We start from the raw sequence: 12829 nt of genomic DNA, 5'->3' as shown, positions 1-12829 counted from the left end.
CATGGCAACTCTAGAAATCAAGAACCTGCACGTCTCTGTCAACACCGACCAGGGGCCGAAGCAGATTTTGCGCGGTGTGGACCTAACCATTCGCTCCGGCGAGACCCACGCGGTCATGGGTCCAAACGGTTCAGGCAAATCCACCCTTGCCTACTCGGTAGCCGGTCACCCAAAGTATGAGGTCACCGAGGGTGAGATCTTTTTGGACGGCGAGAACGTCTTGGAGATGGAAGTGGACGAGCGGGCTCGCGCTGGCCTGTTCCTTGCCATGCAGTACCCGGTTGAGGTTCCTGGAGTATCGGTTTCCAACTTCCTTAGAACCGCGAAGACTGCCATCAGCGGCGAGGCTCCGCAGCTGCGCCAGTGGGTTGGCGATCTGAAGACCGCGATGAACAACCTGCGAATGGATCCAGACTTCACCGAGCGCAACGTAAATGAGGGTTTCTCCGGTGGTGAGAAGAAGCGTCACGAGATTCTGCAGCTCGAGCTTCTAAAGCCAAAGATTGCCATCCTGGACGAGACTGACTCAGGTTTGGACGTAGACGCGCTCAAGATCGCTTCTGAGGGCGTAAACCGCGCCAAGGCAAACACTGATCTTGGTGTGCTGCTGATCACCCACTACACCCGCATTCTGCGCTACATTCAGCCAGACTTCGTTCACGTTTTTGTGGCCGGAAAGGTTGCTGAGCAGGGTGGGCCAGAGCTGGCAGAGAGACTAGAGGCAGAGGGTTACGACCGTTACCTGAAGGCCAATGTATGAACGAAGTAAAAGAGCTCAGCCCAGAGCGCTATGACCAGGTTCTGGAGGCGATGAAGGAAATCATCGACCCAGAGATTGGTGTAAACATTGTTGATCTTGGTCTTGTCTACGGCCTGCAGGAGTCCTCTGACGGAGCACTCCTGATCAACATGACCCTGACAAGTGCCGGTTGCCCCTTGACCGATGTCATCGAAGAGCAAACCGCTCAGGCTCTGGACAACGTGGTTGATGCATTCAGAATCAACTGGGTCTGGATGCCGCCATGGGGCCCAGAGCGCATCACCGAGGATGGCAAAGAAATGATGCGCGCGATCGGCTTCTCGATCTAAGAAAAAAGCCCGGCAATCGCCGGGCTTTTTCGTTTCTGAAAATTACTTGGTGAATTTCCACGCAATCGGCAGCACCGCTGCAGCCAACGCAGCCTTTAGAGCGTCGCCAATCACAAACGGAACAACGCCAACTTGGATAGCGGTCTGGAAATCGATGTCAAGGATGACCATCAGGCCCATCACACCCGTTGCATAGACAATGGTGCTACCGGCAACGAAAGCGAAGGCAAGCTTGAGAGGGTTCTTGGCAAATCCTCGCTCTGCAAGGAAGCCAATTAGGGCTGCGGCCGCAACAAATCCGATTAGGTAGCCGATGGTAGGCATGGCAGCCTTTAGCGCTGTGGCACCCGCGAACACAGGTAGTCCGACCGCACCGAGCGCTAGGTACAAAGCGGTGCTCGCGGCACCTCTGGAGAAACCAAGCGCGGCTGCAACCAGCAAAACCGCAAAGGTCTGCATGGTCATTGGGACCGGAATCATTGGGATTTGGATTTGAGCTGAGATGGCGATCAGAAGTGCACCCGAGCCAACCAGAGCGATGTCTGAGGCGATGGTTCTGGGGACATAACGATCAAGAATTACTGCACTGCTCAAAATTGGTATCCCTTCAAGATTTTCCCTAAGTTTAGCCAGCATCTTCGATCTCAGCATCCAACTGAGCTTGATTCTTGCGCTTGGTCTTTGGCGGAAGCAAACCTTGTTCCTCTAATCTCAACCTACGTTCGTTTCGAACTGCCCAGATAAACGCTGCAAACGCCATTAGACCAAAGAGCACCCACTGCAAAGCGTAGGAGAGGTGGTTGCCCTCATCGAGTGATGGCTTCGGCATGGCCGCAGGAACTTGACCGGATTCCGGATCCTCTGAAACGAGCCTGCCGTAGTGGCTGGTGACCAGCCTTTCTTCGCTCAGCCCCTGAAGCTCGGCAGGCGCGATGGATGCTAGTTGGCCTTCAACAACACCTCTTTGCTGGCTGGGCTCTGCTGCACGAAGCCTCACGATTAGCTCGCGAGGTGCGGAGTCCGGAAGTGGGTTGGCGCTAGGGGTCGTAATTGGGCTTCCCGCCGGGATCCAGCCACGCTCGATGGCAAGAATGGTGCCGTCGGCAAGCTCAAAAGGGATGACCTGCAGAAAACCTGCTTGTCCAGAAAGGGGCCGGTTTCTAACTACAACCGCGCTCTCAGGGAGATAACTGCCATAGATCTTTACTGGTCGCCACTCCCAAGATGTCAGAGATAATTCGACCTCGTCCCTTGGGTATTCAACCGGTGCCTGGTCGTAATTAGCCAACACCTGCTCGATACGCTGGACCCGCTCATCTCGTCTTGTGAACTGCCACCAGCTAAGCAGCGATGTGGCTATTGAGAACAAGACAACGAGTGCAAACCAGGGGGCCCAGCGTCTAATTTGATTCATGTGCAAAGGGTTCGCGTCTCAGAAAAAAGGATCTTGCTGATAGATAGTCAATCAGATAAGCCTCGTGCTCCCCACATGCCCCCCATGTTTTCTCTCTGTCGGGGGAGTGCACCTTCGGATTTCGCCAGAAGATCAGGGAGGTTGCCTGGTTAGTGCAACCCGCTCTGGAGCACTTACTGCTCATCAACAATCTTGATGTCGTTTGCCTTCAAAGTGAGCTTAGGAGCGACCAGCTTTGAAACCGACTTGTCTTCGGCGGGACCCTGAGCGTTGGCAACTATCACTGCAAAGTAGGGGAGGAAGATGGCCAGACCAAATAGCACCCACATCAACCAACCTTGGGCAAAAACGCCAGCCACAATGCAAACCATGCGCACACTCATCGCAACGGTGTATTTGATCATGCGAGAGCGACGCTCCTCATCTGGGGAGATGTTGAGTGAGGTTGCACTCTGTCGCTGAGCCACCGGTTACCGCTTTTCTCTTCACGCCATTACTAAACTGTGGTTTTCAAGCACTTCTCCAGCAATCGTATTCCCGCAAGGAGCTCACTTTGGAATCAGCCCGCACAGTTTTGGTGACCGGTGGTAACCGCGGAATCGGTTTTGCAATCGCCGAAGAGTTCCTCGCCAGCGGTTACAAGGTTGCCGTAACAGCACGTTCCGGTTCTGGCCCCGCGGGGTCACTAACGGTTAGAGCAGATGTCACCGATGGTGAATCGTTGGATGCTGCACTTGCCGAAGTTGAGGCTGCGCTCGGTCCGATTGAGATCCTGGTCGCAAACGCTGGAATCACAAAGGACACGCTCCTGATGCGAATGAGCGATGAAGAATTCGAAACGGTTGTGAACACCAACCTCAATGGTGTCTTCAGAGTGCTTCGCCGCGTTACCAAGGGCATGCTGAAAGCAAAGTTTGGACGCGTCATTCTTATCGGCAGCGTGGTTGGGCTACTGGGAAGCGCTGGGCAAGTCAACTATTCCGCTACCAAGAGTGCTCTGGTCGGCATGGCCAGAAGCGTGACGCGCGAGCTTGGTGGCAGAAACATCACGGCAAACGTCGTTGCTCCTGGTTTTATTGACACCGACATGACCGCCGAGCTCTCGGAAGAACTTATCGCTGGCTACAAGCAGCGAATTCCGGCAGGTCGCTTCGCTGCCCCTCAAGAGGTGGCAAAGGTGGTTCGCTGGCTCGCATCCGATGAAGCCAGCTACATTTCAGGTGCCGTTATCCCCGTGGATGGCGGCCTTGGAATGGGTCACTAGGTGTAGTTTTTTCTCAATCACATAAGGAGATATGTTGGGAATTCTCGAAGGTAAGAAGATTCTTGTAACTGGAGTGCTGACCGAGGCGTCCATCGCTTTTTCGGCAGCCCGTCTAGCCCAGGAGCAAGGGGCCGAGGTTCTTCTCAGCTCCTTCGGACGAATGCTCCCAATCACCACCAAGATCGCAGAGCGTCTACCAAAGCCAGTCAAGGTCATCGAACTAGATGCCACCAACGCTGAGCATCTAGCGGCGTTGCCAGGTCACGTCAAGGAGCACCTAGGCAGCCTCGATGGCATCGTTCACGCAATTGCCTTCGCTCCACAAACCGCACTGGGTGGCAACTTCATGGAGACTGAGTGGTCTGATGTTTCAACCGCGGTTGAGGTTTCTGCATACTCGCTGAAGGCAATCACAGCTGCCTGCGTACCGGTTTTGAACAACCCAAGCTCGGTAGTTGGACTTACCTTCGATGCAACTGTCTCATGGCCGGTGTATGACTGGATGGGCGTTGCCAAGGCAGCCTTCGAGTCAACCTCTCGCTACCTGGCTCGCTACCTAGGCGATAAGGGAATTCGAGTAAACCTAGTTTCCGCGGGTCCACTCCGCACCACAGCGGCCAAGGGAATTCCTGGTTTTGCAACCATGGAGGAGCTCTGGACTGATCGTGCACCTCTCGGGTGGGACCTGACCGACACTGAGGCAGCAGCCAAGGGCCTGGTTGCGCTGTTGAGCGACTGGTTCCCAGCTACCACCGGTGAAATGATTCACGTTGACGGTGGTCTGCACTCAACTGGTGCCTAGGGGAGAAGCGGAATTAGCTTTGAAAGATCGCGCTCGTTGAGCGCGATCTTTGCCTTTTCACGGACTACCGGCTTTGCGCAAAACGCAACCGAGAGTCCGGCAATCGCCATCATGCCAAGGTCGTTCGCCCCATCTCCAACCGCAATTGTGCGAGCCAGAGGGACCTCGAGCTCGTGAGCCCAACTCTGGAGAGATTCAGCTTTCGCCTCACGATCGATGATTGCTCCCAGCACCTTGCCGGTGAGGTGACCGTTTACCACCTCGAGCGTGTTCGCTCGCTCGAGGTGGAACCCAATTGCTTTTTTCACGGGGCCAAGTAGCTGAATGAATCCACCCGATACCGCAGCAGCGACACCACCGCGTTCATGGATCGCGCTCACTAGCTGAGCTGCACCCCTGGTGGGCCTGAGCTGATTCGAAACCTCCGCCAAAACTGTTTCTGGCAAACCTTTTAGGGTGGCCACTCGCTCGATCAGGCTCTCCGCGAAGTCCAGTTCACCGCGCATCGCCCGCTCAGTCACGGCCGCCACCTCATCACGCTTTCCAGCGCGCTCGGCAAGTAATTCAATTGCTTCATCTTCGATAAGCGTTGAGTCGACATCGAAGACCACTAAAAAACGACTCAAGGTTTGACCAACAACCCCTTGGCGACGACAACTATGCCGGTATCGGTGACAGTCAGGCCTCGCTCTAAGTCACGCTCTCGATTAACCCCGATGCTCGCGCCATCAGCGACCACTACATCCTTATCCAAAATTGCTTTACGGATAGTGCAGTCACGGCCAATTTGAACGTTATCCAGTAACACAGAATCAGTGATCAGGCTTCTTGATGCCACCCGGACGTTAGGGGATAGCACACTGCGCTCAACGATGCCGCCAGAGACCACCACGCCCAAACTCACGATGGAATCGTTAGTGCGACCCTGGTTGCCTTCGGAGTCGTGGATGAACTTGGCTGGTGGCAGATTTATCTGCTGGTTATAGACAGGCCAGTCAGCGTTGTAGAGGTTGAAGATAGGCATGGTCGAAATCAGATCCATATGCGCGTCGTAGTAGCTGTCGATGGTTCCCACATCGCGCCAGTAAGACTTGTCTCGGTCGGTAGCGCCGGGGATCTCGTTGTAAGTGAAGTCGTAGGCTCCGGCAGTTCCCTTGTTTACGAAATACGGGATGATGTCGCCACCCATGTCGTGGGAAGAGTCTTCGTTTTGACCGTCCAACTCGATGGCTTCAATGAGCGACTGTGCGTTGAAAATGTAGTTACCCATCGAAACCAAAGCCTGGCTGGGATCACCGGGGACTGATTTCGGATCCGATGGCTTCTCTCTGAAGTTCTCGATCTTGGTTGGGTTGGCCGGATCCACTTCAATCACACCGAATTGCGGAGCGAGGGCGATTGGTTGCCTGATGGCAGCAACCGTTGCCTCCATCCCGGATTCGATATGAGACTGCAGCATTTGATCGAAGTCCATTCGATAAACGTGATCCGCTCCAACTACAACCACGTAGTCGGGTCTCTCATCACTGAGCGCATTCATGGACTGCAGGATCGCATCTGCGCTACCGGTGTACCAACGCTTACCAAGACGCTGCTGAGCGGGTACGGATGCTACATACGCACCTAGCAGCGGGGACATGCGCCAGGTCTGGGAGACGTGACGGTCCAACGAGTGGGACTTGTATTGGGTTAGCACCACGATTCTTCGCAGCCCTGAGTTGATCAGGTTTGAAAGAGCAAAGTCAATCAGGCGGTAGCTACCGGCAAATGGGACCGCTGGTTTCGCTCGATCGGCCGTAAGTGGCATGAGCCGCTTTCCCTCACCGCCGGCTAAAACCATCCCAAAAACACGTGTACGTCCCATAGCCAAATGTTAGTTGCTGTAATCAGGCGGGGACTAGCATTTTGCTATGAGAGTCGATTTCGTTACCAAAGAGTATCCACCGCACATTTACGGTGGTGCCGGGGTCCACATCACCGAGCTTGTAAAGGTGCTGCGCTCTCGAATAGATGCTCGGGTGCACGCCTTTGGTGAACCCGTGTTGGAGCAAGGGACACTTGGTTACCAGGTGCCAAAGGAGTTGACTACCGCCAATGCTGCACTGCAGACCATGGGCGTTGATCTACTGATTGCCCAAGCCCTCTCTGGCGCAGACCTGGTGCACTCTCACACCTGGTATGCAAACTTTGCTGGGCACGTTGGATCCATGCTGCACGGGATCCCACACGTTGTGACAGCGCACTCTCTCGAACCACTTCGTCCTTGGAAGCGAGAGCAGCTCGGCGGGGGTTATGAACTTTCCTCCTACATTGAACGCACCGCCTACTTGGGCGCAAAGCGTGTTATCGCCGTCTCTAACGGCATGCGAAATGACATCTTGCGAAGTTATCCCGACCTAGATCCCGCCCGCGTCGAAGTTGTGTACAACGGAATCGATGCCGATAAGTGGCAGCCGGTGATTGATCCAGACACAGTTCGTAAGCTTGGGGTAGATCCAGACCGAAGAAGTGTCATCTTTGTTGGAAGAATCACCCGCCAAAAAGGTCTCCCATATTTCCTCAGAGCCGCGAGAGAGTTACCAAGTGATGTTCAGTTGGTTTTGTGTGCTGGCGCTCCGGACACCAAGGAGATCCAGCAAGAGGTAGAGGATTTGGTGGCAGAGCTAGCGCAGAAGCGCTCTGGAGTGGTTTGGATTCCAGAACACCTTCCGCAGCCAAAGCTTGCGGCACTACTCACCCAGGCCGACCTGTTTGTGTGTCCCTCGATTTACGAGCCACTTGGCATTGTGAACCTGGAGGCCATGGCCTGCGGTGCTCCCGTAATCGGCACCGCCACTGGAGGAATACCTGAGGTTGTTGTAGCTGGTGAGACCGGCTGGCTCGTGCCCATCGAGCAGGTTCAAGATGGTTCTGGTGCTCCAATAGACGAAAACAAGTTCGTCTCAGATTGGGCGGAGGCCCTAAACCAGGCATTAGCTTCGACCCAGCTTGAGAAGTTTGGAGTGGCAGGCAGAGAGCGCGCCAAGCAGGAATTCAGTTGGGAGTCGATCGCGACTCGCACGATAGAGGTCTATCAAAGAGCCCTAGAAGATTAGGCTTTAGGCGATGTCTACCGTTATTGATCTGCAAAATGTAAGTGTTGTCAGAAATGGCAAAGCCATTCTCGACTCCGTCAGTTTTCAAGCCGACTCGTCACAGCGCTGGGTAATTCTTGGCCCGAACGGAGCGGGTAAAACCACGATGTTGCGAGTCTGCGCCGCACAGATTCAGCCCAGTAGAGGATCGGCAGATGTCCTGGGGCAGCGACTTGGCGAAGTGAACGTTTTTGAACTTCGCACCAGAATCGGTTTTGCATCCTCAGCCTTGGCCAACCAAATTCCAAACAGTGAGACAGTTCTCAACGCCGTCATGACAGCCTCATATGGTGTGACCGGTCGATGGAAAGAAGAGTACGACTCGGTTGACGAGCGCAGGGCTATGCGGGTTTTGGGGGAGTGGGACCTAGGCAACTTTGCAGAGCGCCCGTTTGGGACGCTGAGCGATGGAGAGCGAAAGCGAGTCCAGATTGCTCGTTCGATCATGACTGACCCTGAGCTATTGCTTCTGGATGAACCAGTTGCCTCGCTAGACCCGGGTGCAAGGGAGCAGACCATCAGCCTGCTAAGTGGCTATGCAACCAGCGCCTATGCGCCGGCTATGGCCATGGTCACGCATCACCTCGAAGAAATCCCAGCCGGCTTCACCCACGCTCTACTGGTTCAGGATGGCAAGATTTTGGCTCGCGGAGAGATCGGCAGCACGATTACCTCGGAGAGCATTTCCGAGACTTTCCGGTACCCGCTGAAAGTTAGCTACGACGCTGGCAGATTCTCAGTGCGGGCAGCCTAGACCCGATCACTTTTCTCTGCTAAGCTTTCGGGCTGTTGCGTTTCGCAAAAAGAATTCAAACCTAGAAGGAAACCATGAAGGCTGAAATTCACCCAAGCTACGAGCCAATCGTATTCCGCGACCTGGCCTCGGGCGTTGCCTTTCTGACCCGCGCTACCATCACCAGCGACAAGACCATTGAGTGGGAAGACGGCAAGACCTACCCGGTCTACGATGTGGAAATCAGCTCTGCTAGCCACCCGTTCTACACTGGTAAGCAGCGCATCATGGACTCCGCAGGTCGCGTAGAGCGCTTCAACGAGCGTTACAAGAACTTCAGCTAGTCACGCACTGGCCAACCCAATTCCGCCCGGAAATCCGGGCGGTTTTGTGTTTTCATCCACTTTTCAAAATCCAGGGCTTGTTCTTTGGCCCAGCCGATTTGCAACTCGTGAAGCTCCAGAGCAGAAATCTCAAGCTCTGGAAATTTACAGGCCATTCGTTGCGCCAAGCGACCAGCAGCAATCGCGTCGGCCGTTGAGTTGTGGGCATTTTCCAGCGGAACTTGGTAATCGGTCGTCAGTGCCCCCAAAGTTCGCTTACCCTTTCTGAACTTCACCAGCTGGCGATCCAAGATCAGGGGATCAACAACCGGTTTTGGGTCGATTGGGCTGTGGCCATAACGATGTGCCTCGTGGTGAAGTATCGAAAAATCGTAGGCTGCATTGAAGGCAACCAGCGGCATCTGGGACATCAAAGAGCCAAGCAGCTCCAAAAGCTGTGGAATCGATTCCCCTGGAGCTGACCCATCACGGACCGCAACCTCTGTTGTGACGCCGTGAACCGCGCTTGCTGCCTCCGGGATTTCGATTCCAGGGTTCACCAGCCACTCATTTAGTGACTCGACCTCGCCGTTTGAATCCAGCACCACAACGCAGGCAGTGACGATTCTGGACTGACGCAAATCGAGTCCGGTGGTCTCTAGGTCAAAAGCTGCCAGACGCTTGGCCCAGCTCGGGGCCTGTGGGTCGAAATCAAAATCAAGCACGCCTCAAAGACTAGGCCGAGTGCTCCAGAACCTAGACTGGTTCAATGCAGGTGTTGAAATCTTCCGCGCCGGAGTTGTTCAAGCTCGCAGCTTCCCGGGCCGAACGCTCCGATGTCCTCAACACCGCCACCTGGCATTACCAAGGCGCGGGCAGGACCATTATCTTGGTGCACGGTTTTCGCGGGGATCACCACGGGCTCAGTGCGATTGCGGGTGCCCTTGGGGATCATCACGTGGTTATCCCTGACCTACCGGGCTATGGCAAAACAGCGGCCTTCGCGGCTCGACACGATCTCGGATCATACGGTGAGTGGTTCGCGAAGTTTGCTGCAGAGTTTGATAACCCGGTGGTGCTTGGTCACAGTTTTGGGTCGCTTGTGGTTGCCAAGTCCTGGGAGTTTGGGATGCAGCAGCCAACCGTGCTTTTGAATCCGATTAGCACAGCTCAGGGGGATTCACCGGCTGGCAAGTTAGCTGATGTCTACTACAAACTTGGATCCAAGGGGCTACTGGGGTCAGCGCTACTTCGAAGCACCCCGATTGTCCGTGGAATGTCGATGGCGATGGCAACCACCTGGGACCTGAAGCTTCGATCTTTCATCCACGATCAGCACCATCGCTTCTTTTCCAATTACACCGAGGATCGGGTCGTACTGGAAGGGTATGTGGCGGCCAGTACAGGCAATGTCTTGAACCACGTTGCCAGTAAGCCTGAGCAACTGCTTTTGATAGCGGGAGCCAAGGACATGATTGCGCCACTGAAAGGGCAGCTTGAGCTACAGAGGCAAACTCAGGCAGAGCTTCGGACGTTGGAGTGCGGGCACCTCACGCACTACGAGACCCCCTTTGAGGTGGGGATGATAGTTCGGGATTTCGTGAGGGAAATCTCGTGAAGCTGGTCTTCGATGGGCGCTTTATTCAAAGGCACCCCGATGGCATTTCCAAGTTTTCACTTGGTCTTATCAACGAGCTCAAGAGGCTTGTACCGCTAACCGTGTTAGTCAACGCTGACTATCAGAGAGAGCAAATTGGATCGGGAGTTGAGTTTCTAGAGGGGAGAGCACCAACCTCACTACTAGAACCGTTCACATCACTGCTTCTAAATCGCGCGGGAGCTGATGTTGTTTTCTCGCCGATGCAAACCACCTCAGGGCTTTTCAAAAAGTACAAGTTGGTACTGACCATTCATGACCTGATCTACTACCGCTACAAGACTCCACCCGCTCAGTTCAACCCTTTCATCAGAGGGTTGTGGTGGCTATACCACCAGAGCTACCTGCCGCAACGTCTGGTTCTGCGAGCTGCAGATGCGGTGGCGACAGTTTCCAACACATCGAGAAAACAAATTCTCGAGGCCAGGCTAACCAAGAAGCCCATCTGGGTAATTCCCAACGCCAGCGACCTACCAGTTCCGGAGCCAGCGCCTAAGAATAAACAGCTGATTTACATGGGTAGCTTCATTGGATACAAAAACGTAGAGAGCTTGATCACCGCCATGGCGGACCTCCCGGATTATGAACTTGCCCTTCTTTCGAAAATCTCACCGGAGCGAAAGGCTGAATTGCAGACCCTGGTTCCAGAGGGAGCGCGGGTCAGCTTTATCGGGGGAGTGAGTAACCAGGAGTATGCAACCTACCTCGCTGAGGGCTTTGCTCTGGTGAGTGCGAGCTTGGATGAGGGATTTGGAATTCCAGCCCTGGAATCAATAAGTCAGGGCACACCGGCCGTGCTGTCAAACCTCGAGATTTTTCAAGAGGTAGCGGGTGATGGGGCAATTTATTTTGATCCAAGAGATCCAGCTGACTTTGTCAGAGCTATCAGAGAGCTTGAAGACCCAGAGGTTTACAGAGCAACTTCTTTGGCTGGAGGCAGGCAGGCCGCGGGGTACTCATGGAGAGTTTCGGCACAGAAACTTCTCGCGCTTCTAAAAAGCCTCTGAACCCAAAGGGTTCGGGGCCCAGGCTTCTAGCTCCCAAGCACCCTCGTAACGAAGTCTGTGCAGCGAAGCGTTTTGCAATCTCTCACCCTTTGGTGGGATAGCTCCTGCGCTTACTTCGGAGAGCACGAATCTGATTAGAGCCCCGTGCGAGACAGCGAGAACTCTCTTGCCTGCGAAATTCTCTGCAACGTGGGTCAGAAGTCGATTTGCCCTGGCAATCACCTGGGCGGCCGACTCGGCACCCGGTATTTCGTCCAAACCGCCAAATTGCTCGTGCCACTGCGAGTATTCAAGACCTTCACCAATTCCGAAGCTGCGCTCTAGAAGTAGCGGCTCTATCTCAATATCAGAGATACCCAGCTCTGATGCCACAATTTCAGCGGAGTGCCGCGCTCTGCCAAGCGGTGAGGAAAGAATGAGATCCCAGCTGTCTTTGGCCAGCTCGGTGGAAGCCGATTGAATCTGAGCGATACCCACATCATTCATGGGTATGTCAGCGGTTCCCTGCAGTCTTAGGTTGATGTTCCAATCGGTTTGACCATGGCGCAGCAGCCCAAGTTCGGTTCTAGACATTGAATAACTCCGGTAGGGCTAATGAGGTTGAGACATTTAGTCGAACATCGGCCAAAGAATCAGCCTTGGTTTCACCAAGGTTGACTATGACAACGGGGATAAAACGCTCTTTCGCGCGCTTTACCAGTCTCAGGCCCGAATTCACGCTCAAAGAGCTGCCAGCAACCACCAGGGCACCAGCAGCCTCCACTGCCGCCTCAGCTTGGGCAACGCGGTGCCTGGGAATTTGCTCACCAAAGAACACCACATCTGGCTTATAGCTACCGCCGCAGACTCCGCAGCTGGGGACTTGAAAACCTTCATCCACTTCAATTTCAGCATCGCCATCGGGGGAGGCTTGAGCATTCGGATCCTGGACGAAATTTGGGTTCAGTTGTGCAATTCTCAAGTCCAGTTCAGAGCGATTTACCAAGTCGCCACACTGGGTACAGACCACCGTGTCGAGTCTGCCATGGAGCTCCAAGACCTTGCTTGCTCCAGCTTTTTGATGCAGTCCGTCGACGTTCTGGGTGATTATCTGAAAAATCTTTCCAGCCTGCTCGGCCTTGGCCAGCGCAATGTGACCCCGGTTGGGTTCTGCAGAAACGATGCGATTCCACCCGACGTAACTTCTGGCCCAATAGCGCGCTTGATGAGCGGGGGATCCCATGAACTGGTCGAAGGTTAGCGGGTGCTTCTGGACCCTCCCAGCCCCTCGATAATCTGGAATTCCACTGTCTGTTGAGATGCCGGCACCGGTCAGTAGCAAGGTGTCTTTCCCAGAGATCAGACCACGAGCGTGGTCAAGACCAAACGCAAGTGCAGAGGGGAAATTATGGGGCATTAGTGAAGTG

At 54.5% G+C, this 12829-nt stretch carries 17 protein-coding genes; 9 read left to right on the top strand and 8 right to left on the bottom strand.

Annotated features, from left to right (window positions below; translation table 11 throughout):
- Window position 1 precedes the first annotated feature (1 nt).
- Window positions 2–760: a Fe-S cluster assembly ATPase SufC gene (sufC, locus tag OO713_RS02985; protein ID WP_264786209.1), complete on the top strand. Its 759-nt coding sequence runs from the start codon at window positions 2–4 to the stop codon at window positions 758–760.
- Entirely contained in the window at window positions 757–1089 is a 333-nt protein-coding gene (locus tag OO713_RS02980; protein WP_264786208.1) for a metal-sulfur cluster assembly factor, read from the top strand. Before sufC ends, OO713_RS02980 begins: the two co-directional genes overlap by 4 nt.
- A 42-nt stretch (window positions 1090–1131) precedes the next feature.
- On the opposite strand, the gene OO713_RS02975 is transcribed toward OO713_RS02980, so the two are convergent.
- From OO713_RS02975 to OO713_RS02960, 3 genes are all read right to left on the bottom strand, one after another.
- Window positions 1132–1683, bottom strand: coding sequence for a biotin transporter BioY (locus OO713_RS02975; protein ID WP_264786207.1), 552 nt, complete (start codon window positions 1681–1683; stop codon window positions 1132–1134).
- A 31-nt stretch (window positions 1684–1714) separates the two neighbouring features.
- Window positions 1715–2503: an SURF1 family protein gene (locus tag OO713_RS02970; RefSeq protein WP_264786205.1), complete on the bottom strand. Its 789-nt coding sequence runs from the start codon at window positions 2501–2503 to the stop codon at window positions 1715–1717.
- A gap of 173 nt (window positions 2504–2676) precedes the next feature.
- Entirely contained in the window at window positions 2677–2970 is a 294-nt protein-coding gene (locus OO713_RS02960; RefSeq protein WP_264786204.1) for a DUF3099 domain-containing protein, read from the bottom strand.
- An 86-nt stretch (window positions 2971–3056) separates the two neighbouring features.
- Between OO713_RS02960 and fabG the strand changes: the two genes are divergently transcribed.
- A complete protein-coding gene (gene fabG / locus OO713_RS02955) occupies window positions 3057–3767 on the top strand; it encodes a 3-oxoacyl-ACP reductase FabG (protein WP_264786203.1) in 711 nt (236 codons plus the stop codon).
- Between the two features lie 34 nt (window positions 3768–3801).
- Entirely contained in the window at window positions 3802–4569 is a 768-nt protein-coding gene (fabI, locus tag OO713_RS02950; RefSeq protein ID WP_264786202.1) for an enoyl-ACP reductase FabI, read from the top strand.
- Here the strand turns inward: fabI and serB are convergent.
- Window positions 4566–5195 carry a phosphoserine phosphatase SerB gene (gene serB / locus OO713_RS02945; protein ID WP_264786201.1) on the bottom strand — a complete coding sequence of 210 codons (630 nt, stop codon included), beginning with the start codon at window positions 5193–5195 and terminating at the stop codon, window positions 4566–4568. The two genes, fabI and serB, sit on opposite strands and share 4 nt — an antisense overlap.
- On the bottom strand, window positions 5192–6433 hold the full coding sequence (gene glgC, locus OO713_RS02940; RefSeq protein ID WP_264786200.1) for a glucose-1-phosphate adenylyltransferase: 1242 nt from the start codon (window positions 6431–6433) through the stop codon (window positions 5192–5194). The genes serB and glgC overlap by 4 nt, the downstream gene beginning before the upstream one ends.
- 46 nt (window positions 6434–6479) lie before the next feature.
- On the opposite strand from glgC, the gene glgA reads away from it, so the two are divergent.
- From glgA to OO713_RS02925, 3 genes are all read left to right on the top strand, one after another.
- Entirely contained in the window at window positions 6480–7664 is a 1185-nt protein-coding gene (gene glgA / locus OO713_RS02935) for a glycogen synthase (protein ID WP_264786198.1), read from the top strand.
- Window positions 7665–7674: 10 nt separating this feature from the next.
- Window positions 7675–8457: an ABC transporter ATP-binding protein gene (locus tag OO713_RS02930; protein ID WP_264786196.1), complete on the top strand. Its 783-nt coding sequence runs from the start codon at window positions 7675–7677 to the stop codon at window positions 8455–8457.
- Window positions 8458–8531: 74 nt separating this feature from the next.
- The gene (locus tag OO713_RS02925) at window positions 8532–8780 is read left to right on the top strand and encodes a type B 50S ribosomal protein L31 (protein WP_264786195.1); all 249 of its coding nucleotides are present in this window, start codon (window positions 8532–8534) and stop codon (window positions 8778–8780) included.
- Here OO713_RS02925 and OO713_RS02920 read toward each other — a convergent pair.
- The gene (locus OO713_RS02920) at window positions 8777–9484 is read right to left on the bottom strand and encodes an exonuclease domain-containing protein (RefSeq protein WP_264786194.1); all 708 of its coding nucleotides are present in this window, start codon (window positions 9482–9484) and stop codon (window positions 8777–8779) included. The genes OO713_RS02925 and OO713_RS02920 overlap by 4 nt on opposite strands.
- A gap of 44 nt (window positions 9485–9528) precedes the next feature.
- On the opposite strand from OO713_RS02920, the gene OO713_RS02915 reads away from it, so the two are divergent.
- Both OO713_RS02915 and OO713_RS02910 read left to right on the top strand, forming a co-directional pair.
- Entirely contained in the window at window positions 9529–10377 is an 849-nt protein-coding gene (locus OO713_RS02915; RefSeq protein ID WP_264786193.1) for an alpha/beta hydrolase, read from the top strand.
- Complete coding sequence (locus tag OO713_RS02910) at window positions 10374–11423, top strand: glycosyltransferase family 1 protein (RefSeq protein ID WP_264786192.1); 1050 nt, start codon at window positions 10374–10376, stop codon at window positions 11421–11423. The genes OO713_RS02915 and OO713_RS02910 overlap by 4 nt, the downstream gene beginning before the upstream one ends.
- On the opposite strand, the gene OO713_RS02905 is transcribed toward OO713_RS02910, so the two are convergent.
- Window positions 11409–11996: a histidine phosphatase family protein gene (locus OO713_RS02905; RefSeq protein WP_264786191.1), complete on the bottom strand. Its 588-nt coding sequence runs from the start codon at window positions 11994–11996 to the stop codon at window positions 11409–11411. The two genes, OO713_RS02910 and OO713_RS02905, sit on opposite strands and share 15 nt — an antisense overlap.
- Window positions 11989–12819: an NAD-dependent protein deacetylase gene (locus tag OO713_RS02900; protein WP_264786189.1), complete on the bottom strand. Its 831-nt coding sequence runs from the start codon at window positions 12817–12819 to the stop codon at window positions 11989–11991. The genes OO713_RS02905 and OO713_RS02900 overlap by 8 nt, the downstream gene beginning before the upstream one ends.
- Window positions 12820–12829 lie beyond the last annotated feature (10 nt).

This window comes from Aquiluna sp. KACHI24 (genome assembly GCF_025997915.1).
Lineage (GTDB): Bacteria > Actinomycetota > Actinomycetes > Actinomycetales > Microbacteriaceae > Aquiluna.
This window is presented reverse-complemented; position numbering and strand designations above follow the sequence as displayed.

What these genes read in the sequence shown, in the direction of transcription:
- sufC (WP_264786209.1), top strand. Translation starts at nt 2, where the DNA reads ATGGCAACTCTAGAAATCAAGAACCTGCACGTCTCTGTCAACACCGAC.
- OO713_RS02970 (WP_264786205.1), bottom strand. Translation starts at nt 2,503, where the DNA reads ATGAATCAAATTAGACGCTGGGCCCCCTGGTTTGCACTCGTTGTCTTG.
- glgA (WP_264786198.1), top strand. Translation starts at nt 6,480, where the DNA reads ATGAGAGTCGATTTCGTTACCAAAGAGTATCCACCGCACATTTACGGT.
- OO713_RS02980 (WP_264786208.1), top strand. Translation starts at nt 757, where the DNA reads ATGAACGAAGTAAAAGAGCTCAGCCCAGAGCGCTATGACCAGGTTCTG.
- OO713_RS02925 (WP_264786195.1), top strand. Translation starts at nt 8,532, where the DNA reads ATGAAGGCTGAAATTCACCCAAGCTACGAGCCAATCGTATTCCGCGAC.
- glgC (WP_264786200.1), bottom strand. Translation starts at nt 6,433, where the DNA reads ATGGGACGTACACGTGTTTTTGGGATGGTTTTAGCCGGCGGTGAGGGA.
- OO713_RS02915 (WP_264786193.1), top strand. Translation starts at nt 9,529, where the DNA reads ATGCAGGTGTTGAAATCTTCCGCGCCGGAGTTGTTCAAGCTCGCAGCT.
- OO713_RS02905 (WP_264786191.1), bottom strand. Translation starts at nt 11,996, where the DNA reads ATGTCTAGAACCGAACTTGGGCTGCTGCGCCATGGTCAAACCGATTGG.
- OO713_RS02930 (WP_264786196.1), top strand. Translation starts at nt 7,675, where the DNA reads ATGTCTACCGTTATTGATCTGCAAAATGTAAGTGTTGTCAGAAATGGC.
- OO713_RS02900 (WP_264786189.1), bottom strand. Translation starts at nt 12,819, where the DNA reads ATGCCCCATAATTTCCCCTCTGCACTTGCGTTTGGTCTTGACCACGCT.